Below are 21,930 nucleotides of genomic sequence, written 5' to 3'. Positions count from 1 at the left end.
AGAATAAGCCTTGCAATATGAAACGGAATGTTGTCCTCTATACAACCGCTTTGATGGGCCTTTTGCTGTTTGCCTTTGATGGCCGGACGCAGGAGGTCAAAACAAAAGAGCAATTACTACGTATTTCGCTGGCCTGCGACTCCTTAAACCGGGTAGAGGAATACGGAAAGGCACAGGCATTGGCCCGCCAGACGCTTGCCGTGATACCATCCGGAGACAATACGAATCTTTCCCTGTTCAATTTCTATATCGGCGTTGGCTACCAGGGCGTGCTATCCGATTCGGCGATCTTCTATTATCAACGATCGCTGACCTATGCGCACCTTGCTGAAAACAGTAAACGGATCAGTAATGCATTGCTTGAGTTGATGTATTTGTATAATTATACAGACGGCTACACGACTGAACGGGATAAAACTGCCGCAGCATTAAATAGGATGATCGATACAACATCCAGCGTTTCCCTTAAAAAAGCGTGTTATATAAAACTGGCGGATTACTACAGGGTAATCGGCTGGCGGGAGCAGGAGCTGAATTACCGGCTTCAGAGTCTTGGATTGATGAAAACAGAGATGCAGCAAGGGCTCTATAAAGATGGTGACGCGGATTCCGTTAATATAGGTGTTGCCTATTTTAATATTGGAGACCTGTACGAGACCATGGACCACTATACCAAGGCCCAGGAATTTTACCGGCAGGCGCGTCCCTTGCTGTGGAATTATAAAGCCGGCATCTGTGCATACTATAAGGGAATGGCCACTTCTTATTTGAAAATGGGCAATACGGTCAGCGCCCGGCAGTACGAGGATTCATTGGAAAATATGGTGGCGCATCATTATAAAATTGCCGACGGATGGTCTACGCTGATCAGTACATACCTTTCCAATGCTGAATATTACCTGGACCGGGAAAATGCAGCAGCAGCAATGCCGTACCTGGTAATGGCCGAAAAGCTCATCGGTACCAAGGTGCAGGACGCCATAGAAACCGGTTCCTTCAACTATACAATGGGCAGGGCCTTATCGGTTCAAAAAAATTACGTGAAGGCGTTACCCTACCTGATCAGGGCAGAAGCCGTAAGGCAGGGCTTTAGTGCTGATCTGTATGCAAAAGTATTAAGGGCTTTGGCCGCCTGTTACGAGGGACTGGGAAAATGGCAGGAAGCGGATCTGTATTATGCAAAATACCTGCCGCTCCGGGATTCGCTGGATGCGCGGGCGGCACAGCAGAGCATGGCCAATGCCGAAGCCCGTTTTCAGAATAAGGAAAAGGTAAAAGAGATAGAGGCTCAGAAGGCACAGATCTCCTTTGCGCGGCAGCAGCGGTTATGGCTGGTGGCCGGCATCGTTGCACTTGTGCTGCTGGCAGGACTGTTGTTGTTGTTTTACCGCAATAAGAAACGGAATGCCGATTTGTTGGTGCGGCTCAATTCAGCCCTGGAGGAAGCCAATAGAACAAAGGCTAAATTATTCGGAATTATCAGTCATGACCTGCGGAGCCCTATGAACCAGGTATATCAGTTTTTAAGACTGCAGCAACTGAACCCCGGTGCACTGGATGAAAATCAAAAGGCTGCATTAAGCAGCAAGATCCAAAATGCCACAGGGTCGCTGTTAGAAACAATGGAAGACCTGCTGCTATGGAGCAAAACGCAGATGAATGCCTTTGAGGCGCAGCTGCAGCCTGTAAATATAGCCGCCGTTGTAATGGATTGTCAGCGCCTGCTGCAACTCAACAGCGAGGCCCGGAAGATTGTGTTTGAAACCGGAATTCCCGAAGATCTGACGGTGCAAACGGATGCGAACTATTTGCAAACCATTGTTCGCAACCTGTTGCAAAATGCCATTAAAGCAGCACCCGGGGGGAGCCTGATACAAATTGAAGCAAAACAGGAAAACGGAAGAACCTGGTTGCTGGTCAAAAACCAGGGAGCTGCATTTACCCAGGAGCAGTACGAACGGCTGATCCGCCAGGAGCAGCATGCTGCATCACTTTCGGGCCTGGGGTTGAAACTGGTAGACGAGCTGAGCCGGAAGATCCATGCTACGGTGTCTTTTCACTATGATGGCACTTATACCCGGGCTTGTCTGGAATTTTAAATGAACCATTTGAATAGCGTCTGCTGTGACGGCTTTTTTTACGTGCATGTTTGCTGCCCGTTGCCAGGTTCCTCATACGTTACTTTCAAATTACACACCGTTTCCGTTCATCGATTATTTGCAGCCGTTTATCGGTGAAATTTGTGAACGGCCGCTGCGATCTTTTATTTTGATATCGATAGGATATACAAAATCAAAAGACACAGAAAATGATTCCAATGAAAAGGGTATTTGTCTTGCTGGTGCTAACAGTGGTTGCAGCTTCCTGCGGAAAAGATAAGGATGTTCCGTCTGCCAAAGCTGTATTTATGAGTAAATGGAACTGGGTGTATGGCGCCGACGGCTCAAAAAATGGTTCAGAGACTTATGCTTTCGACGCGGGGCACAAAATAGTTTCCAGTATTTTTTACAATATAGAAACAACACCGGCGGGGGCTGTCAACTATACCTATACCAGCAACGCCGCAGGCAGGATAACAAAAGCGCAGCACAACAATGGGTACAGGACCTTTGAATACAATGCCTCCGGGCAGGTCTTAAAAGCTTCGTTCTTCAACGCTTCCGGCACATTGACCCGGTATTACCTGTACAACTACACCGCCGACGGGTATGAGCAGGTTTCGTATGCTGCAGCGGGAGTGGCCGGATCTAAAAAAGTGTTTCAATATACCGCTGATAAAAAAAATATAGCAAGCCGTACCGTATATAATAGCGCGGGTACCAAAACAGAGGAAACCGTGTTTACCTTTCTTACTACACGAAGCCCGGAAAATATATACCCGTATTCCGAGATGATGAAGATAGAGCAGGGCTTTGCCAATCAGCATGCTGTAGAGGTGGCGAGCACTTCGGTTAGCGGAACCTCCTATACTACCCGGCACACATATACCTATAACGCTGAGGGCTACCCGCTTACCGATAAAGAAACCTACAGCACCGGTGCGGCACCGTCGAATATGACTTACGAGTATATTTTAAAGTAAGAAATTTAAATGAGCAGGAATATTATGATCGGCAAACTTATACTCCTGGCAATAGCGGCATTATCCGGTTCCGGGGCAGCAACGGCACAACCTGCTGAAAAAACCAGGCTCAGCAAAATGACCTTCTGGACGATCATTGTCAAATAACTTCTAAAAACAGATAAACAATCAACAAATGAAACAGGCTATTTTTCCCGCACTTATTTTTTCGATGCTGCTTTGGTCCTGCAGCGGCGGCAACACAGAAAAGAAGGAAACGAATACGGTAAATAAAGTTGCCGCAGCGGCCGGAGCTGAAAGCGGCAGTGAAGCAGGTAAAACCGGCAGCTTTAGCTTCGATGGAAAGGAAGTTGCCGCAGAAGTTACCACGCAGTACTTTGGCAGCGATAAGGTAAAATCCAATTTTTCTGTACTGTGCCAGCATAACGAGGGCGGCGCAACGAATCCGGATTTCCAGTTGCTGCAGGTTACATTCGTTAACGAACAGGATGCTGCTACCAATCCTGCCTTAAAGATCTATGATGGCGGAAGTTCACTGCCGATGACGGAACCGGAGCCGGGCATTGTAGCTGTGGCCCTAAGTGGCGTGGGAAGTGGCCTGGGGAGCAAACAGTTTACCGGTAACGAAAAATCCACCGGCAGCATTACCGTAAAAAACAGGACCATGGAGCTCAAAGATCTGGTCTTATTCAATGAAGATGGGGAAAAGAAGACGGTAAACGCTGTGTTGCCGTTTTAGACTTTAGATGGTAGACAATCAATATCGTTTCCTTGTCGGTTTTTATGGTTGCCACAGAAACCCAGGATCACCGATAGCGCCTTCTCTGAGCTGTTTTTGATCACTGCTAAAGCTGCAGCCAGATCTGTGCATCAGCGGCTTCAGGGAAACAGCATTAAATAGACAATAGATGCTGGACGATTGACAATAGACATCATGTATGACATTCATCGTCTAACATCTGATGTCTGGCATCTGGCGTCTGTTCTCATAGAAAAATTTCTTTCATCGATTTTTTATTTCCGTTCGTCGGTTGGTTTGTGCAGGGTTGATGTCGCTTGGTACTTTCGAAGTACAAAGATTAAAACCATTGAAAATGAAAAAACTATTTACTGTATTATTGTTGGCCGTTGTCTGGACTGCCTGTAATAAGGATAAAGATGTTGAGGCCGTGCCCGAAAAGACCTACCTGCTAAAAAAACGCAGTCATGTGCAGGGGCGTTCTGCCTGGAGCATTGAGTATACCTTTGATGCCAACGGAAAAATGCTTCAATGCATATCTGCAGGTTCTTTAAGCAATTATGTTTTGACCGCAAGCCGGGATGATCATAACAGGATCGTCAGGGCCGATTTTGACAATGCTGCCTATGGTTACCGGACTTATGAGTACGATGCCGGCGGCAATCTTTCCAGGGTGAATTTTTACAGTCTGCCAGGGGGGGCGATTTATGCTTATACTATTTATAATTTCACCGCTACGGGTTATGAGGCAGTCCGCTACAATCCATCCGGAACACTCAACGGGAAGGACGTATATCAGTTTACGGCAGATAAAAAGAATATAGCCCTGCAGAAAACGTATAATGCTTCGGGTATCCAAACACAGGAGAAAACATTTACCTATACCAATAAACGCAGCGAGTACTATGTGGAACCGGAACGCGCAATGCAAATATTGAGTTCCGGGTTCTGCAACCAGAATGGGACCGCAAGTGTGACCACCAAAACCCTGCCTGCCGGTAGCAGTTATTCCGAAGCCCGGTCACAAACGTATAATGCTGATGGGTATGCCATAAGTTCCCAGGCGACCTATACCAATGAGTTTGAAGATCTGAAAAATGATTTTGAATTGATTAACGGCGATTTTAAAAAGTGAAACAATGAAACGTATTAATGTAAAGAAGATGGCCGGTACGGCTTTTGTTGCCGGCCTCCTCCTGCTGTTGGTACCGGACGCACCGGCACAGATAAACAGCCGTAAGCGGCCCGTTGTAGAAAAAACGGGGGTTCCTGAAAATTATGTGAAGGGGCAGGAAACTTTTCTGAATAACCCGCTTGTAAAAATGCAACTCATCATTACAAATGCGAATACTATATTAATCAATCCCAATGCATTTAAAACGGAGCAGTTTCATTTTTTAAATGCATCATCAGCACAAGGCGCTCATGCATATGCCACCGAATTCTGCAATGTTGATCTGAAGCATATCGCTTCCAACACAGAGGTGATAAAAACGAATGAAGCATACGGGAATGTGTATCGCCAGACCTTTGATATTCCTGTTGATCAATCGCTGAAGTATAAAAATTTTGTAACGGAGGGAAACGGAGAGCTGGTTGTCAATCTGTTTTTTAAGCCCTCCGGGTATGCAAAATACCAGCAGAAGGAAATGTTTGGCAGCTTTGTGATCGCGCTCACATTTGCTGACGGGTATAAGCAATATCTCAATTTGCAGCCTATTCAGCCGGCCACGGCCAAAGGAACATGGAACGCTGTTTACCCCGCCCCATTAAATGTAGTGAGAAAGGTATTGCCCGGCTTGCCATCTACCCGGCCGCAGGCGCCTGTTGTAAAATAGCTGACACCTGCACACCTGAAGATTTAGGTGCAACCGGAGGCTATACTGCTTTTTCTTTCACTAATCACTAATAAAAACCTGCAATGAAATATACAATTATAGCATCATTGATTTTACTCATGGCTGCGGCCTGCAAAAAAGACAAAAAAGCCGTGGATCCGCCACCTGTAAAAACGCCTGCAGTGGTCGTTAACCCTATGGCAGATATTGATGCCCTGGATCCGGAGAATGGTACTTCCGATGGATCCCCGGGAGCGTACCAGGTGGGAGTCCGTTTTATTACGTATAAAGAAGGAATCATCAGCCGCCTGGGGCTGCGCTCGCCTTCGGCCGGGAATTATCGCGTACAGTTGTACACGTTTGTTGCCAACGATTCAACCACTTTGAACTTTCCGCTTATTACGGAGCCGGAGCGTTTGGGATATGTTGACATTACCATTGATGCAACAGCCGCTCAAAAAGGAACTACCGTATGGGCCAATATTCAGTCGGTTAAAATAAAACCCTGGAATGCGGATGGGGCGGGCAAGGTAAGACAATATGGTGTTTGCTATAACGACCAGGATCTGAAACAGTATCAGCATATTTTACCAGCCGGACTTACGTTCCCGCTGATGTTTTCCAACAACCTTTCTGTATTCAAATATGATTTTTTTAAAGTGGACAATCATAATAGCTACCCCTGGCAAAATGGTCGCGGCGGATTTTCTACCCTGGTATATGGCGGCGAGCAGTTTGAGTTTGTAACAACAAAATAGAACAGGAAATGAAACGGCTTCTTTTTTTGATCTTGTTATCGGTGATGTTTGTGGAAATGCGGGCACAATATAATAGGATTCCTGTATCCCAACCGGTATGGATCAAAGGGGTCTTTGTTGCGAATAAGACAACGGTTTTGAGAGCAGATTATGTTACGATACTTAGGGTCTGCTGTTGAACCCGGCGACCCATCAAATAATGCTGTAAAACAACGGGTTTCGGGCAAAGGCTCGCCCAAATGCTGCATGAAAAAGTTACTGATACTTCAAAATCTGTGCAGAAACTTTGCGTTCTTGTACCTTTTTGTTTGCCCAAAAAGGGCCCTGGAATCGGTTACCGCGCGATTCCGGAGGGTGCTGCTATCAGCTTTAGTGCAGGGTAGCAGGTCCCGCCTCGTTTACGGAACCCGTACACTGCCGGTGGCAGCCTCCTGTAGTGTATGGCTCATCCGGGAGGGCAGCAGCCGTCTGTACAAAAGTGACCTGGCACAGTTGAAAAGGGAATATGCCGGTAAGCTGTATGGCCTGGTTATAGCATCCGGAACGGTGATAAAGATAACCGAAGTGTATACGCCTTAACAGCTGCTGACAACAATGCCTGCGTTGAGGTTTCGGAGTGACCTGTCGTACTATTTATGATGATGAAAAGCCGGACCCGTCATTCCGAAAAACCGGAAATATCATAACCGACGGCATTTTTATTGCATACCGTTTCTTCCCGAAGGTCTATGGAACATTGGCGGTAATAAAACTTTGTGCCTTGTTAAGACAATCATACCAGATAGCGGGATCTGACCAGCCATGGGTCTGATTTTCATAGTAAACGAGCTGGTTCTGAACACTCACGCTGTTGAGTTTGGCCTGCAATGTGTAAGATTGTTCTTTTGGAACCACATCGTCCAGGCCTCCATGAAATATAATGGTGGGTGCCGATTGTGCTGTTACATAGTTAATAGGACTACTGTCATGATACATCGTTGGGTTATTGCTGGGCGTACCGCTCATCAGTAAGCTGATCAATACGGCCTCAGCCGGATCGTTATTGTTGTAGGAGTTGTATAAAGCGGTCATGTCGTTTGGTCCAAATAGGTCGATGATCGCTTTGGGTTTGATGGGACTATTGTTCTTATACCCCTGTAACAATGCCAGGTGCGCCCCCGCACTTGCGCCGGCAAATACCCATTTATCCGAAATTGTAAAGGTCTGCCGTTTGTCGTAGATATATTGGATCGCTTTCTTAATATCCTCCTCCTGGGCCGGAAATTTATTTTTGAGCGGAATGCCACCGGCCAGCCGGTAATTTAGATTAAAAATAGCCCAATCCGGGAGGCGTCTTCTCAGGGAGTCGATCAGCGGAGCATGATCCGCATCTGCCTTATCGCCTTCGGCCCATGCGCCGCCATGTATAAAAATGAATACTTTGGTGGTTGCTGCAGATCTGCCTGCCGGCAGGTAAATGTCCATTGCCTGAAGCGCATCCGGGCCATAGGAAACATTAGACTTATTATAGGCCTGGGACGGCGGGGGAATGGGGCTGTTATCCGGTTTAAAATCATCCTCCTTGTTACAGGCGGTAATAAAGATCGATAAGCAAAGGGTGTATAGAAGAATACGTTTCATTATGATGGGTTTAATTAGTCAATAGTCAATGGTGGATGGCCTCTGTTTTTGATCGGCTAAATATATGGCTGTGGCCTGAATTTATAGATTGCCTGGTTGTTTTGTATCGTCAAGAAATTGATAGCCTGAAGCGGTGGGCTTAAGGATGTCAATGATCAGTATTAAAAAGGCAACGGCAAAAACGGTATAACTGATCAGTGAAAGGCTGCCGAGTAATTGCATCGTTCGGAGTCGCTCACCCATATCCTGCTGAATGGACATGGACTTTTGGAACTGAAGCTGACTGATCGCATAACTTGCCAGGCAGCTGACAAAAAGAATAACGCTGAGTACATTCCTTTTTTTGACCAGGTAGTAAAACAGGGCAGCTAAGATGATCAGTTGTGGTATGCCCCGGAGCAATATTTGCAGCATGGTTCAATATTTGGTCTTAAAAATACAAAAAAGCGATTGAACCGGGCTCATTTAAAGTGGGTATAGCAGGGCAAACGCATCTAAATTGGGTGAAAAGAGCACTCCTGGAGCATTTTCAGGCACTGTAAGTGCCTCGTGTTTATAGCAGGATATTAAAGGGGAAACCCCGGTTCCTGTAGGAACCGCGTGTTTGTTGGGCCGGAAATTTTACGCGGCTCCTACAGGAGCCGGGTTGATAAAACAGCAGATTACTATAAACACGCTGTTCCTCCGGAGCTGAACAATGCTGAAATCAGATGCGTTTGCCCTGGTGGGTATAGCATTTTGTATCCATTTTTAAGGTCTCCCCGCGGGCTTCCGGGCGGGCAAAGCGCGGCGAATCCGCCCTACCCGCAACAAGGGCTGTTAAGATCCGGCGCTCCCGGGGGGGAAAACTGACTACAAGGCAGCTTGTAATAAAAATGTTATGCAACCTCCCTGTAGCGGCCATAAAAAAGACCAGCGGAGATCCCTTATCAGGGATTGCCGCCGGTCGGTAAGATATGCTTTCTATAGCGCGCTGCCGGGCGACCCGGTTGCTATTTTAAATCAATCTTTATCTGTAATTCATCCAGCTGTTTATCATCGATGGTAGCCGGAGCGTCCAGCATGATATCCCTGCCACTGTTGTTTTTGGGGAAGGCGATAAAATCGCGGATGCTTTCGCTGCCACCCAAAATAGCGCAGACCCGGTCAAGGCCAAAGGCAATACCACCGTGTGGCGGAGCTCCATATTCAAAGGCGCCCAGCAGGAACCCGAATTTGTGTTGTTGCTCCTGCTCGTCCATCCCCAGGGCTTCAAACATTTTTTGCTGGAGCTCCTTCTGGTAGATACGGATACTGCCACCTCCGATCTCGTTACCGTTCAGGACCATATCGTAGGCATTAGCCTTGATGTTCGCATAAGGATGGCTTAAGTAAGTGGCCGCATTTTCAATCTTCGGGTTATTGCCGATCATCGTATCGATGTCGGAGGGTTTGGGTGAGGTGAACGGATGGTGCCGCGCTACCCAGCGGTTTCCTTCTTCATCGTATTCAAACAACGGGAAGTCAAGCACCCAAAGCAGCCTGTACTCATCGTCTTTTCGCATGCCCAGTCGTTTGCCCATTTCCAGGCGCAGTTCGCTCATAGCTTTCCGGGTCCGTTCTTCAGCACCCGCAAGGATCAGGATAAGATCTCCGGGTTTTGCCCCGGCGGCTTCAGCAATGGCTTTTAGCCGGTCTTCGCTGTAAAATTTGTCTACACTGCTTTTAAAACTGCCGTCAGCATTGCATTTGATAAACACCAGGCCTTTCATCCCGATCTGGGGACGCTTTACCCATTCCGTCAGTTCATCTGTTTGTTTGCGGGTATATTCACTGCACCTTGGTGCAGCAATAGCCAGCACGGTTTCTGCATCGTCAAATACGCCAAACCCGGCCCCGGCTACCAGAGCTTCATTCCGTTCTTTCTGAACATAGACATGCGCAGGGGCTTTAATGTTCAGCAGTTGCATGCCGAAACGGATATCCGGTTTGTCGTTGCCATACTGCCACATAGCGTCTTCCCAGCTCATACGGGTTACCGCTTCTGTATAATCGATGCCTTTTACCGCTTTAAAAATATGTTTAACCAGGCCCTCGAACGTGTTCAGGATATCTTCCTGCTCTACGAAAGCCATTTCACAGTCGATCTGGGTAAACTCCGGCTGGCGGTCTGCACGCAGATCCTCATCCCGGAAACATTTTACGATCTGGTAGTACCGGTCGTACCCGCTTACCATCAGCAGCTGCTTAAAGGTTTGGGGCGACTGGGGCAGGGCATAAAACTCACCGGGATTCATACGGGAGGGAACCACAAAGTCGCGGGCTCCTTCAGGGGTGGATTTGATCAGGAAGGGGGTTTCAATATCCATAAAGCCCTGCTCATGCAGATAGTTGCGGGTTGCACGGTTTATGGCGTAGCGAAGCTCCAGGTTCTTTTTTACCGCGTTGCGGCGCAGGTCCAGGAACCGGTATTTCATCCGCAGGTCATCCCCGCCATCTGTTTCATCCTGGATGGTGAACGGCGGCGTGATGCTTTTGTTCAAAATGGAAAAGCGGTCTACCAGGATCTCGATATCACCGGTAGGGATATTTTTATTTTTATTGCTCCGCTCGCTCACTTTCCCGGTGATCTGCAACACGAATTCCCTTCCCAGCGGGTTGGCATCCAGCTGATCGTTCAGGGCTTCGGAAAACAGCAGCTGGGTAATGCCATAACGGTCGCGAAGGTCTACAAATGTAATACTGCCAAATTTGCGGACGGTTTGTACCCAACCGGCCAGGGTTACTTCATTATGAATATCTGCGATTCTTAGCTCACCGCAGGTTTTAGTACGAAACATGCTTGAAAATTTCCGCAAAGATAAGGGCTGGGGGCGGTTCCCGGCCTGAAGTTCAGGGTTTAATGTTTTCCGGGGCTTTGGGAAGGTTTGCACCGGAACGGCGCCGGATACGCGGTGCGGAATGCCTGTTTTGCCGCTTAATGCGTTCCGGGCAGCCGGGTTGAAAGCTAAAAGCTGACTGCCGGCCGCTCAATACTGCGGGAAATCAGTAGGTTTGCAATCAAAAGCAGGAATAATGGATATTGCGAAATATATAGATCATACGATCCTTAAGCCCACTACGCTGGTGAGCGATATTGAGAATTTATGCAGCGAGGCAAAAGCCTATGGTTTTGCGGCCGTTTGCGTACCTCCGCCGTTTGTAAGAAAGGCAAAAAGCCTTCTGGAGGGTACCGGGGTAAAGACCGCAACAGTGATCGGGTTCCCTTTTGGCTATTCCGCAATTGAAGCAAAGCTGGCGGAAGTGCTGCTGGCTTTGGTAGATGGGGTTGAGGAACTGGATATTGTGATCAACCTGGTCGCTTTAAAGAATAACGACTGGCAATACCTGGCTAACGAAATCAATCACCTGATGCCCGTGATCCGCGAAAAGGGCAAAGTGATCAAGATCATTATTGAGAGCGGTGTGTTAACCGATGAAGAGATCATTAAATGCTGTGAATTGTACGGTGCGGCCGGTATCGACTATCTAAAAACCTCTACGGGCTATGCAGAAAAAGGCGCCAGTGTGCATGCTGTTGCGTTATTTAAAAAGCATCTGCCTTCAAACGTGCAGATAAAGGCGAGTGGCGGTATACGGGATTATGCATTTGCAAAGGAACTGGTGGAAGCAGGTGCCACCCGGCTGGGCTGCAGTGCGGGTGTGGCCATCGTAAAGGGAGAGCAGGGTGCGGGCGGTTACTGATGGGCATTGTAGTGAATGGACAGGGGAGTTACCTGCTCCCGGCACAAAAAAACGTTTTTATAAAAAAATATGGATGACCGCAAATGTCATCCATATTTTTTTTACTTTTGGGGTGGCTTTTGAGATGTTAATATAATGTACCCCTAGTTTTTAATCCAAAAAATCCAAAGCCCTGTTCTCAACATATATAACCTTGAAGATGATGGCTGATACAGTCTGCTGGTAACGTAGTGCTGTGGCCATAATGACCCTGCTCGTCTTTTAAAGAAACAGGGTAGTAAACGGGAACGTAAGTTTTTGCAGACCCGGTATTATAGGGGTTTGACCTTTTAAGGAAATACACAGTTGCTGATACAGGAATGGTATCGGAACTTAAAAGCCTTCTTTTCCGGTTTTAGTAGTGTAAAACTTTAAAGGTTAAGAAATGGAAACCAGAACCAATGGCCCGGAAATCGGAGCGCGCCCCAGGGTTAAGGGGAAATTTATTTTTTGCGATAATAAAAAGTATTTCATAAAAGGGGTAACCTACGGAACGTTTGCGCCGGATATCGGGGGACATCAATTTCCACCTCTTTGGCAGGTGGAGCAGGATTTCCGCTTAATGCAGGCCAGCGGCATCAACAGCGTACGGGTGTATACGGTGCCGCCGGCCGGATTGCTGGATCTGGCCGCACAATATAACCTGAAAATAATGGTCGGTTTGCCTTGGGAACAACATATTACTTTTCTTGATAAAGATACCCGTGGGGAGATTATACAACGCGTGGGGAAAGCAGTAGCAGCCTGTGCGCAGCATCCGGCCATTTTATGCTATACCATCGGTAATGAGATACCGGCCTCCATAGTACGGTGGTATGGGAAAAAGAAAGTTGAAAAATTTCTACGCCAGTTATTTGACGCGGTAAAACTTGCTGATCCGGAAGGATTGGTGACCTATGTAAATTACCCGACCACGGAATATCTCAATCTTGATTTCCTTGATTTTTACAGTATCAATGTTTACCTGGAAACGCCGGAGAAATTATCTGGCTACCTGGCGCGCCTGCATAATTTGTGCGGGGATCGCCCCCTGCTGCTTGCAGAAATGGGGCTGGACAGCCAGCGCAACGGGGAGGAGCAGCAGGCTGCTGCTATTGGCTGGCAGATACAAATGGTACTTGGAAAGGGATGCGCCGGGCTTTTTGTTTTCAGCTGGACCGATGAGTGGTGGCGGGGAGGGCTGGAGATCCTGGATTGGGATTTTGGAATTGTTGACCGGCAGCGGAGACCCAAGCCGGCGATGGCCGTCGTAGCGGGGACCTTCTCCGCCATACAGCAAAGTATTAACCCTGTAGCCATAAGCTTTTCCGTTGTTGTATGCTCCTACAATGGCAGTAAAACGATCGGCCAGTGCCTGGAGGGGATCCTGCAGCTGCGCTATGATAATTATGAGGTGATCGTTGTGGACGACGGCTCGCGCGATAACCTGGCTGAGATCGTGAGCCGGTACCCGGTTCAACTGATCCGCACGCCAAACAGGGGGCTCAGTAATGCCCGTAATACCGGCATGAAGGCTGCAACCGGCGAGGTCATTGCATACATCGATGATGACGCTTACCCCGATCCGGACTGGCTGAATTATTTATCTTATGCCTTTACACATGGTGATTATGTTGCAGTTGGTGGCCCCAACCTGGTGCCCGGTGAAGATGGCGGTCTGGCGGCCTGTGTAGGCTGTGCACCGGGTGGACCGCTGCAGGTTTTGGTTACCGATGAGATAGCCGAACATATTCCCGGGTGCAATATGGTGATCCGCCGTCAGGCCCTGCTGGACATCGGGGGATTTGATCCCCGCTATCGTGCAGCCGGCGATGATGTTGACGTTTGCTGGCGGCTGCAGGAGGCCGGTGGTACTATTGGCTATCATCCGGGCGCCCTGGTATGGCATCATCGCAGGAATTCGTTTCGCGCATACTGGAAGCAGCAAAAGGGCTACGGAAAGGCGGAAGCCCTGCTTGAGCAAAAATGGCCGGAAAGGTATAATGCACTTGGCCATTATAATTGGGACGGGAGTATATATGGTGCGGGCACTACTTTTCCCATACCCTGGAAAAAGAAAAAGATCTTTTTTGGCAGCTGGGGCAGCGCACCCTTTCAATCAGTGTACAGTCCATCCAGGGGCTGGTGGGGATTGATCCCGCTGATGCCCGAGTGGGGGTTGCTGTGTGCGGCACTCGGAGTTGTGGGGTTTCTGGGGCTTGTATCGCCGGTATGGTTTGGCGCATGGGGCGTGTTGGCCATTTGTTTGATGGCTTCGTTCATACAGATCATTTACAGCGCCGGTAAGAACTGGAAAGCCAGCAAAAGACTGGGGCGCCACTATAAGTACCTGTGGATCATCATAGGGCTTCATTTCGTACAGCCGGCAGCACGCCTGATCGGTCGTGTACAGCATGGTTTAACGCCCTGGAGAAAACGGCGGGGGAGTGCAGGTGTTTCCACTGCTACGAAAACAACAACACGTGGCGGAGCTGTCTGGTCCGAAACCTGGAAGGCCCCGCACGAATGGCTTACCGTGTTAGAAACCAACCTGGCAGCGTCGGGCGCACAGGTAAAGCGGGGGCATACATTTGACCGCTGGGACCTGGAGTCCATCCATCATTTAGTGGTGGCCATGCGTAGCACGGTACTGGTTGAAGAGCACGGGCAAGGCAGGCAGTATCTTAAATTAAGGTTCCGGCCACGTTTTTTCCGTTTTCCGGTTGCCATCGGTATTTTCCTTTTGGCGGTAGGAGCCCTCGCTTTGTTCCGGCAACAATGGACAGGAGCTGCGCTGCTGGCTGCCATGCTGCTTGTACTCATCAACCTGGTCTGGAGCGGATACCGGCAATCGCTGGCTACGGTAATGGCGGCTTTTCATCAGTTGCAATTTGATGCAAAGCCGGCGCCGCTTGTAGTGGATGAGATGGTATCGGTGCCGCATATACAGCCGGAACCTGGCAAAACTTCGCCGGCACTGCTGCCGGTTGAATCTCAATAATAATAACTTCCAGTAAATGGCAACAAAAAAAAGAGCTTTGTTTATTCGGGTACTGGTACAGGCGCGGCCCTACTGGCTGCTCCTGGGTGTGATCGTACTGCTGAATGTTTTGGCCGTATCTCTTGTCCTGCTTAAACCGCTTGGATTAAAGATCCTGATCGACAGTGGTTTTAATCATGCGCCGCTGCCAGGCTTCATTGCCGGGTTCTTCCCGGGTGGTATTGATTTCAGAACGGTGGTGCTGCTTTCAGTGGCGCTGGTAATGGGGATCGCATTACTGGAGAACTGCTACAAGCTGGTGATTTGGCTGCTCAACACGGTCGCCGGTGAAAAGCTGGTGCTCCGGTTCCGCAGTAACCTCTTTGATCATGTGCAGCGGTTATCGCTTGCACACCATGACAATATGGGTACTGCAGATGCTTTATACCGCATTCAGTATGATGCCGCCAACATCAAGACGTTGTTGATCGTTAACATTATGCCGCTCATAACCTCTTCGGTAACCTTGCTGGCCATGCTGGCAGTAATGTTTTCAATCAATGCCACCTTTTCGCTGATGCTGCTGGGAGTTATCCCCCCGCTTGTGTTGCTTATCCGTAAATCTGCGGCTAAATGGAAACAGCAATGGAATGATGTAAAGACGAGCGAAAGCAATGCCATGTCGGTAATGAACGAGGTGTTGGGAGCGATACGGATTATTAAGTCTTTTGGCAGGGAGAGCATAGAAGCGGAACGGTTTACTGACCGGGCAAATGAAGTGGTAGATGGACAGATGCGCGTGGCACGGGCCAGCGCCTGGTTCTACTTTGTGGTGGGGATGTTGTTTGCAATAGTAACAGCGCTGTTTATGTATGTAGGCGCTTATGATATTCACAATAATCGCATGACGCTGGGTGAGCTGACCATAATTCTCGCTTATGTAGCCCAGATCTATGGCCCAATAGATGTTATTACACGAAACATCTCCGATATCCAGTCTTCACTTACCAGCATTAAACGTGCGTATGCCCTGTTCGACGAGCCCCAGGAATTTAACGCTGCAGTGCAACATGTTCCCTGCCCGGCAGTCAGGGGCCGGTTCTCTCTAAAAAACGTATCATTCGCTTATGATCCGGCAAAAACGGTATTGTCCGGCATCAACCTGGAATTACAGCCTGGCGACCGCCTGGGTATTATTGGCTCAACCGGCTCCGGGAAATCTTCGCTCCTGAGCCTGTTATTGAGGTTTCATGATCCTTCCTCCGGAACCATACAGCTTGATGGTTTGGACATCCATTCTATCGGGCTTTCCGATTATCGCAACCAGTTCGCTATAGTGCTGCAGGAGCCCTTGTTGTTATCCACGACTATTGCGCAGAACATTGCATATGGCCGGCCGGAGGCATCCCGCGAAGAAATTGTGAAGGCGGCTAAAAATGCCAATGCACATGAGTTCATTATGAATCTACCGGCCGGTTATGACACGCAGGTGGGCGAAAGAGGTGCAAAACTGTCGGGTGGTGAAAGGCAACGCATTGCCATCGCCCGCGCATTTATCAAAAATGCTCCCATATTGCTGCTCGATGAACCCACCAGCTCTTTAGATATGCATACCGAACAGATGGTTATTGAGGCGATCGGGCGGTTAGTAGAGGGGCGCAATACCTTTTTGGTGACCCATCGCCTTGATACACTACGGTTATGTAATATTATCCTGCACCTTGAGAAAGGAAAGATCGTTGATGTTATAAGAGACCCCGCACCCTCATACCTGGAGGGGAAAAAAGCATTGTATACACAGCAGTTGCAGCTGTAACTCCTGGCACACTTCATTGGCGCATTGTTTCCTGGCAGATGCGCACGGATACCGGTAGCACCCGTGTGCGTTAAGCCGGGCGGGGCGGCCGGAATTGATGATGCCAACAACCGCATGCCGGGAATTTCAACCATTGTAGGCCCCTGGGCCGCCTGGAATGCTATCCCGTCCGCCGGCAATATAACCGTGAACCATGTTGGGGTTCACCCGGCACAGATGCGTTTACCCCGGGCTTTGCAGTAAATAAAGCAGCTTTTATATATCTTTGTTGTATTGGTATCACCCGGTAGCGGTCCTCTGTAACCTTGATACTATTGGCCCTTAAACAATATATTGGTTCTGGTTTATATGTGAAAAACTAAACTATGAAAATTTTACTTGTTGAAGATGCAACGGCGTTGTTGCGCGCCATTGAGTTGAAGCTGAAGAAGATCGGCTATGACGTGCATCCCTGCTCAGATGGAAGGCAGGCGTTGCAGGAACTGGATGCCTTTGCCCCGGACCTCATCATTACGGATATCATGCTGCCCTTTGTTTCGGGTTTGGAAGTATTGAACGCGGCAAAAGCAAAAAGCAAAAAAATACCGGTCATCGTGTTTTCTGCCATGGGGCAGGAGAATGCCGTGGAAGAAGCTTTTCTGCTGGGCGCGGATGATTATGTAGTAAAGCCCTTTGGTCTGAAAGAATTGGAAATGCGGATCAAAAGGGTGATGGGGACTATAAATGCAGATGCAAATTCCTGATGTTTTAATTGCTCCTTTTAATGGCTTTGTACGGGTTGTTATCCATATCAGATCTGCTGAAACCTGGTTTTTTTTATGCAGTGGCCGCCGGCTTTGCGGTGCTTATTGTGGTGCTGCTTATTTTGATTTACTGGAATCTTTACAAGCGTAAACAGGCCTTCTTTCGCCCGGAGTCTTTCCGGATGGGGTTTGAGCTATGGGTAAGCAAACTGGTGTTGGAAGACACACAGATCCCGGCTTCCCGGATCCCGGCCAAGTTTGCAAAACATTTAAAGCAGCGCGATAAGCGGCAGTTCGCGCTGAACAGTCTTATCGAGTTGAAAAAGAGTGTTGCCGGAACGGTGGGGGATAAAGTGGTTGCCCTGTACCTGGAGCTGGGTTTTAAGGCCGATTCCATTGAAAAACTGGATAGCCCGGTATGGTATAAAAAGGTGAAAGGGATCAACGAGCTGTCTGTGATGAAACAGGAAGATATGAACGCACGGATCTTTAAACTGACCAATAACCGGAATAAATATATCCGGCGGGAGGCTCAGGCTGCAATGTTTAATTTTTATGGATTCAGGGGGCTGCGGTTCCTTAATGTGCTGACCCATTCCCTTTCAGACTGGCAGCAGCTGAACCTGATAGAGCAGCTGCGCCCGCTTGATCCTGAACCGATCCCCGGGCTAAGCAACTGGCTGTATTCTGATAACAATACGGTGGTAGTATTTGCTTTAAAGCTTGCGGAGATCTATCAATGCTTTGAAGTGCATGACGAGGTGGTTTCCTGTTTAACGCATGAAAGAGAGGAGGTCAGGGGACAGGCCGCGAAAACATTGAAGGAGATCGCCGGGGATGCAACAGCGGCTATTTTGTGTGAACGCTATGCTTCAGAAACCCCGAGGAATAAGATCGTGATTTTAAACAGTCTCACCGCCATTGCCGGGGATGCGCAACAGCCATTCCTTATGAAGGAGCTGGACAGCGGGAACGATTTTCTGAAGCTGGGAGCTGCCCGGGTGATCGTAACCTGCTGTACGGCCGGGTGGGGGCTGCTCGAAAGCAAAGCCGCACAACAGCCATTGCCGTTCCGCAATATTTATAATCATTTAAGGTTCGAGCTAAAAAGATGAATTGGTGGGCCCTCATACTGGAAGCATTTGCTTTTGGGATATTCCTGTATTCCATAGTGCTTTTTGCCTTCTATATATTTATCGGTGTTTTTTCCATCGGGGAAACCCGTAAGTATATTCACCAGAACCGGGTAACGGATTACCGGATGATCGCTTCCTCCCTGCATGCACCTTCTGTAAGTATTATTGCGCCTGCCTACAATGAAGGACTGACAATTGTAGACAATGTCCGCTCCCTGTTGTCGATCTATTATTATAACCTGGAGGTGATCATCGTAAACGACGGCAGCAAGGATGACAGCCTGCAAAAGCTGATCAACGCCTATCAGCTTGAAAAGGTTGACTTTTTTGTTCCGCACCAGATACCCACAAAGGATATAAAAGGCGTGTATAAAAGCCGGAACCCGGTACTGCGGAAAGTGGTAGTGGTTGATAAGGAAAACGGAGGTAAGGCGGATGCATTGAATGTGGGGATCAACATTGCGGCTAACGACTACATTATTTGTATTGATGTAGACTGTGTGCTGGAACAGGATGCCATTTTAAAAATGGTAAAGCCCTTTATGGAAGCCACCAGCGAAAGGGTGATCGCATCCGGAGGTGTGATACGCATAGCCAACTCCTCCGTTGTTGAAAACGGCAGCCTTGTGAAAGTAAGACTGCCAAGAGAATACCTGCCACGGATGCAGACGCTCGAGTACATCCGTGCTTTTTTGCTGGGCAGAATGGCCTGGAGCCGGCTCAACGGGCTATTACTGATCTCCGGTGCATTCGGAGCCTTTGATAAGGAAATCGTCATTGAATGCGGCGGATATAACCGGAACACTGTAGGCGAAGATATGGAGCTGGTGGTACGGATGCGGCGCTATATGGAGGAACGGAAACGGCCTTATAAAGTTACCTATATTCCCGATCCCCTGTGTTGGACGGAAGCCCCCGCATCCTATAAGGTGCTGGGCCGGCAGCGGAACCGCTGGATCAGGGGCACGTATGAAACATTGAAATTTCACAGGATCATGTTTTTTAACCCCCGCTACCGGTTGCTGGGTATGCTGAGTTATCCTTACTGGTTCTTTTTTGAATTGCTGGCTCCCGTTATTGAGTTTCTCGGATTTATGGCTTTCCTGGTTATGGTATTTGCAGGGTTCGTGGACTGGGAGCTGTTCTTTGCATTGCTTGCGGTTGTGATCGGGTTTAACTACCTGTACTCCGTATTTGCAGTTTATATGGAGGTAAAAACCTACAACCAGTACCGGCGGAGAACAGATATTGCCAAACTGCTGCTGACCAGTATGAGCGAGCCGTTTAATTTTCACCCTTTTGTTGTCTGGAGCAGCATCAGGGGATTGGTGGATATTTTCAGGAACCGGCATAGCTGGGGCGATATGGCCCGGGAGGGATTTGATAAAAAGAGTTCATAATGATGCGACACCCATACAAACCCGTAAAAAAGGAATCATTCTTTTTCAGGAAACTAAAGGGCTCCTGTACCGGTTTTGTGCCGCAGTTCATGGTGCTGGCCGGCCTGTTCCTGGTGTTGCGTTTGTTTGAAATGGGATATGACAGCTACCAGCACCGCTTTAATGCGTTTTTCTGGAGTGTGCTGTTTACGGGGCTGTTGAAGGATCTTGCATTTTTGGCAGGTATCGGTTTCCTGCTCTATCTGGTTTATATGGGGTGCTATATGATCAGTCGCAAACTGGCTTCCGTTGTCTTTACGGCGCTGGGGAGCTCCTTGTGCCTGGTGCAGCTTGCGTTGGTTTTTTATTTCCAACAGTCGTTCAATTTGCTGGGTGGAGATCTGTGGCTGTATAAGTCTTCGGATATCCGGCAAACAGTGGGAGCGGCCGGGGTCAGCGCCTGGATCGTGGTGGTGCTGATAGTGTTCCTGGCACTTGTCATCTCCGGCCTTGCAATGCTGCCCCGGAAAATAAAACTGCGGGCCGCTGGCAGCTACACCGTGGTACTGTTGCTTGCCTTGCTGACGCCCTTTCATCCGGCTTTGCGTGTTTCAGGAATGCATCCGGGAAATGAATATGCCAACAACCTGTCGGTAAACAAATCCTATTATTTTTATTCCGGGTCTATCGGGTACTTCAGTCCGCAGGAGCAGCCCACAGATATTTACAGCGATTTTTATTCCGGGGATTATGATAGCGGGGCTTTAGTACGGGATTCACTCCGGTCCTTTAAATATGTAGATGAAGCCCGGTATCCGTTTCTGCGCAGGGAAGACACACCGGACCTTCTTTCCCCGTTTTTTCAAAAGACAGACCGGCCCCCGGATCTGGTCATTGTCATTGTTGAGGGATTGGGCGCCGCGTTTGCGAACAGCGGGGCCCGCCTGGGCAATTTCACCCCGTTCCTGGATTCCCTTTCAGGCACCGGGCTTTACTGGGAAAACTGCCTGAGTACATCCGGGAGAACGTTTTCAGTGCTCCCGGGGCTTTTAGGATCGCTGCCCTTTGCCAAAAGCGGCTTTGCGGAGTTGGGGGCATCCATGCCGGCACACCTTAGTTTATTGTCTTTGCTAAAACATAACGGATACAACACCTCCTTTTATTATGGTGGTGATGCGCATTTTGATAACATGGATCTTTTTATGCAAAAGAATCATATCGGCGCTATCAGGGATATAAAAAGCTTTCCGTCAGGTTACCGGAAACTGCCGGCGGCCAGCTCCGGGTTTTCATGGGGGTACGGGGATAAGGAGTTGTTCCGCTGGTATTTAAACTCGCAGGCGCCGGCGCCCGCTGCGCCAAAGGTTTCGGTACTACTTACAGTAGCCACTCACAGCCCGTTTTTGGTAAACGACCAGGAAGTGTATTTTAAAAAGTTTGAACAGCACCTGACGGATCTCCATTTTCCCGAACCCGAAAAACAGGTGACCCGGAATTACCGGGATCAATACGCCAGTATTTTATACGCCGATGACGCCTTGCGGGATTTTTTTGCCGCCTATAGCCGGAGGCCGGATTTTGCGCATACGATCTTTCTCGTGACCGGCGATCACCAGATGCCGGAACTGCCGCTGAACAGTAAGATCGACCGCTATCATGTACCGCTCCTCATCTGGTCGCCATTGCTGCGCCGGTCTGCAAAATTTTCACCGGTGGTTGCCCATTTCGATGTAACCCCGTCCTTGCTGGCTTTCCTGAAACAGAGCTATTCCCTGCAAATGCCATCGTTGGTAAGCTGGATAGGCTCCGGGCTGGATACGGCACGTGCATTCCGGAATGTGCATGCTTACCCGCTGATGCAGGATAAGAATGACCTGGTCGATTTTGTGGAGGGAACCTATATGATCAACGGGAACACGTTATTTGAAATGGACCAGCGGCTTGACCTGGTACCGGGTGATTCAAAAGAGGTACTGAACCGGCTTACCGGTGCCTTTGACCGGTTTAAGCGGAAGAACCGGCAGGTTATTGATGGCGCCGGGCTGGTACCGGATTCGATATACCGGCTCTATACAACAGAAAAATAATGCATTGCCCC

At 48.7% G+C, this 21,930-nt stretch carries 18 protein-coding genes; 15 read left to right on the top strand and 3 right to left on the bottom strand.

Translation table 11 applies throughout. The features are described from left to right. The first annotated feature begins 17 nt into the window (after positions 1-17). The 8 genes from BLS44_RS21700 to BLS44_RS21670 all read left to right on the top strand — a co-directional run bounded on the left by BLS44_RS21700 (position 18) and on the right by BLS44_RS21670 (position 6,996). The gene (locus tag BLS44_RS21700) at positions 18-2,099 is read left to right on the top strand and encodes a tetratricopeptide repeat-containing sensor histidine kinase (protein WP_090392360.1); all 2,082 of its coding nucleotides are present in this window, start codon (positions 18-20) and stop codon (positions 2,097-2,099) included. 218 nt (positions 2,100-2,317) lie between these two features. After that, positions 2,318-3,082, top strand: a complete 765-nt coding sequence (locus tag BLS44_RS21695; RefSeq protein ID WP_143019881.1) for a hypothetical protein — start codon at positions 2,318-2,320, stop codon at positions 3,080-3,082. Between the two features lie 9 nt (positions 3,083-3,091). Continuing rightward, complete coding sequence (locus BLS44_RS26700) at positions 3,092-3,229, top strand: hypothetical protein (RefSeq protein WP_176954510.1); 138 nt, start codon at positions 3,092-3,094, stop codon at positions 3,227-3,229. A 28-nt stretch (positions 3,230-3,257) separates the two neighbouring features. Further along, positions 3,258-3,821 (top strand): hypothetical protein, encoded by a 564-nt coding sequence (locus BLS44_RS21690; RefSeq protein WP_090392356.1) that lies wholly within the window; start codon positions 3,258-3,260, stop codon positions 3,819-3,821. 355 nt (positions 3,822-4,176) lie between these two features. Further along, positions 4,177-4,956, top strand: a complete 780-nt coding sequence (locus BLS44_RS21685; protein ID WP_143019880.1) for a hypothetical protein — start codon at positions 4,177-4,179, stop codon at positions 4,954-4,956. 4 nt (positions 4,957-4,960) lie between these two features. Next, positions 4,961-5,659, top strand: coding sequence for a hypothetical protein (locus BLS44_RS21680; RefSeq protein ID WP_090392353.1), 699 nt, complete (start codon positions 4,961-4,963; stop codon positions 5,657-5,659). Positions 5,660-5,742: 83 nt separating this feature from the next. Further along, positions 5,743-6,417, top strand: a complete 675-nt coding sequence (locus tag BLS44_RS21675) for a hypothetical protein (protein ID WP_143019879.1) — start codon at positions 5,743-5,745, stop codon at positions 6,415-6,417. Positions 6,418-6,663: 246 nt separating this feature from the next. Further along, the gene (locus BLS44_RS21670; RefSeq protein WP_176954509.1) at positions 6,664-6,996 is read left to right on the top strand and encodes a hypothetical protein; all 333 of its coding nucleotides are present in this window, start codon (positions 6,664-6,666) and stop codon (positions 6,994-6,996) included. 147 nt (positions 6,997-7,143) lie between these two features. On the opposite strand, the gene BLS44_RS21665 is transcribed toward BLS44_RS21670, so the two are convergent. The 3 genes from BLS44_RS21665 to aspS form a co-directional block, all read right to left on the bottom strand. After that, positions 7,144-8,037 (bottom strand): alpha/beta hydrolase, encoded by an 894-nt coding sequence (locus tag BLS44_RS21665; RefSeq protein WP_090392347.1) that lies wholly within the window; start codon positions 8,035-8,037, stop codon positions 7,144-7,146. Positions 8,038-8,118: 81 nt separating this feature from the next. Beyond that, positions 8,119-8,451 (bottom strand): hypothetical protein, encoded by a 333-nt coding sequence (locus tag BLS44_RS21660; RefSeq protein WP_090392346.1) that lies wholly within the window; start codon positions 8,449-8,451, stop codon positions 8,119-8,121. Positions 8,452-9,029: 578 nt separating this feature from the next. After that, the gene (gene aspS / locus BLS44_RS21650; protein WP_090392342.1) at positions 9,030-10,856 is read right to left on the bottom strand and encodes an aspartate--tRNA ligase; all 1,827 of its coding nucleotides are present in this window, start codon (positions 10,854-10,856) and stop codon (positions 9,030-9,032) included. A gap of 235 nt (positions 10,857-11,091) precedes the next feature. On the opposite strand from aspS, the gene deoC reads away from it, so the two are divergent. The 7 genes from deoC to BLS44_RS21610 all read left to right on the top strand — a co-directional run bounded on the left by deoC (position 11,092) and on the right by BLS44_RS21610 (position 21,919). Continuing rightward, complete coding sequence (deoC, locus tag BLS44_RS21645) at positions 11,092-11,760, top strand: deoxyribose-phosphate aldolase (protein WP_090392340.1); 669 nt, start codon at positions 11,092-11,094, stop codon at positions 11,758-11,760. A gap of 424 nt (positions 11,761-12,184) precedes the next feature. After that, complete coding sequence (locus BLS44_RS21640; protein WP_090392338.1) at positions 12,185-14,779, top strand: glycosyltransferase; 2,595 nt, start codon at positions 12,185-12,187, stop codon at positions 14,777-14,779. A 16-nt stretch (positions 14,780-14,795) separates the two neighbouring features. Continuing rightward, a complete protein-coding gene (locus BLS44_RS21635; protein ID WP_090392336.1) occupies positions 14,796-16,574 on the top strand; it encodes an ABC transporter ATP-binding protein in 1,779 nt (592 codons plus the stop codon). Positions 16,575-16,939: 365 nt separating this feature from the next. Beyond that, positions 16,940-17,317: a response regulator transcription factor gene (locus BLS44_RS21625; protein ID WP_090392333.1), complete on the top strand. Its 378-nt coding sequence runs from the start codon at positions 16,940-16,942 to the stop codon at positions 17,315-17,317. A 20-nt stretch (positions 17,318-17,337) separates the two neighbouring features. Continuing rightward, the gene (locus BLS44_RS21620) at positions 17,338-18,432 is read left to right on the top strand and encodes a HEAT repeat domain-containing protein (protein ID WP_090392331.1); all 1,095 of its coding nucleotides are present in this window, start codon (positions 17,338-17,340) and stop codon (positions 18,430-18,432) included. Next, positions 18,429-19,853, top strand: coding sequence for a glycosyltransferase family 2 protein (locus BLS44_RS21615; RefSeq protein WP_090392329.1), 1,425 nt, complete (start codon positions 18,429-18,431; stop codon positions 19,851-19,853). Before BLS44_RS21620 ends, BLS44_RS21615 begins: the two co-directional genes overlap by 4 nt. Then, on the top strand, positions 19,853-21,919 hold the full coding sequence (locus BLS44_RS21610; RefSeq protein WP_090392327.1) for an LTA synthase family protein: 2,067 nt from the start codon (positions 19,853-19,855) through the stop codon (positions 21,917-21,919). Before BLS44_RS21615 ends, BLS44_RS21610 begins: the two co-directional genes overlap by 1 nt. Positions 21,920-21,930 lie beyond the last annotated feature (11 nt).

The sequence above is a fragment of the Niabella drilacis genome, from assembly GCF_900101395.1.
Taxonomy (GTDB): domain Bacteria; phylum Bacteroidota; class Bacteroidia; order Chitinophagales; family Chitinophagaceae; genus Niabella; species Niabella drilacis.
The sequence above is the reverse complement of the archived record's forward strand: the minus strand, read 5'-3'. Positions and strand labels throughout refer to the sequence as shown.

Bases quoted from the DNA above. Each gene is read 5' to 3' on its own strand.
- BLS44_RS21620 (WP_090392331.1), top strand. From the start codon at position 17,338: ATGGCTTTGTACGGGTTGTTATCCATATCAGATCTGCTGAAACCTGGT.
- BLS44_RS21675 (WP_143019879.1), top strand. From the start codon at position 5,743: ATGAAATATACAATTATAGCATCATTGATTTTACTCATGGCTGCGGCC.
- BLS44_RS21680 (WP_090392353.1), top strand. From the start codon at position 4,961: ATGAAACGTATTAATGTAAAGAAGATGGCCGGTACGGCTTTTGTTGCC.
- BLS44_RS21635 (WP_090392336.1), top strand. From the start codon at position 14,796: ATGGCAACAAAAAAAAGAGCTTTGTTTATTCGGGTACTGGTACAGGCG.
- BLS44_RS21610 (WP_090392327.1), top strand. From the start codon at position 19,853: ATGATGCGACACCCATACAAACCCGTAAAAAAGGAATCATTCTTTTTC.
- BLS44_RS21670 (WP_176954509.1), top strand. From the start codon at position 6,664: ATGAAAAAGTTACTGATACTTCAAAATCTGTGCAGAAACTTTGCGTTC.
- aspS (WP_090392342.1), bottom strand. From the start codon at position 10,856: ATGTTTCGTACTAAAACCTGCGGTGAGCTAAGAATCGCAGATATTCAT.
- BLS44_RS21625 (WP_090392333.1), top strand. From the start codon at position 16,940: ATGAAAATTTTACTTGTTGAAGATGCAACGGCGTTGTTGCGCGCCATT.
- BLS44_RS21690 (WP_090392356.1), top strand. From the start codon at position 3,258: ATGAAACAGGCTATTTTTCCCGCACTTATTTTTTCGATGCTGCTTTGG.
- BLS44_RS21665 (WP_090392347.1), bottom strand. From the start codon at position 8,037: ATGAAACGTATTCTTCTATACACCCTTTGCTTATCGATCTTTATTACC.
- BLS44_RS21615 (WP_090392329.1), top strand. From the start codon at position 18,429: ATGAATTGGTGGGCCCTCATACTGGAAGCATTTGCTTTTGGGATATTC.
- BLS44_RS21685 (WP_143019880.1), top strand. From the start codon at position 4,177: ATGAAAAAACTATTTACTGTATTATTGTTGGCCGTTGTCTGGACTGCC.
- BLS44_RS21640 (WP_090392338.1), top strand. From the start codon at position 12,185: ATGGAAACCAGAACCAATGGCCCGGAAATCGGAGCGCGCCCCAGGGTT.
- BLS44_RS21695 (WP_143019881.1), top strand. From the start codon at position 2,318: ATGAAAAGGGTATTTGTCTTGCTGGTGCTAACAGTGGTTGCAGCTTCC.
- BLS44_RS26700 (WP_176954510.1), top strand. From the start codon at position 3,092: ATGAGCAGGAATATTATGATCGGCAAACTTATACTCCTGGCAATAGCG.
- deoC (WP_090392340.1), top strand. From the start codon at position 11,092: ATGGATATTGCGAAATATATAGATCATACGATCCTTAAGCCCACTACG.
- BLS44_RS21660 (WP_090392346.1), bottom strand. From the start codon at position 8,451: ATGCTGCAAATATTGCTCCGGGGCATACCACAACTGATCATCTTAGCT.
- BLS44_RS21700 (WP_090392360.1), top strand. From the start codon at position 18: ATGAAACGGAATGTTGTCCTCTATACAACCGCTTTGATGGGCCTTTTG.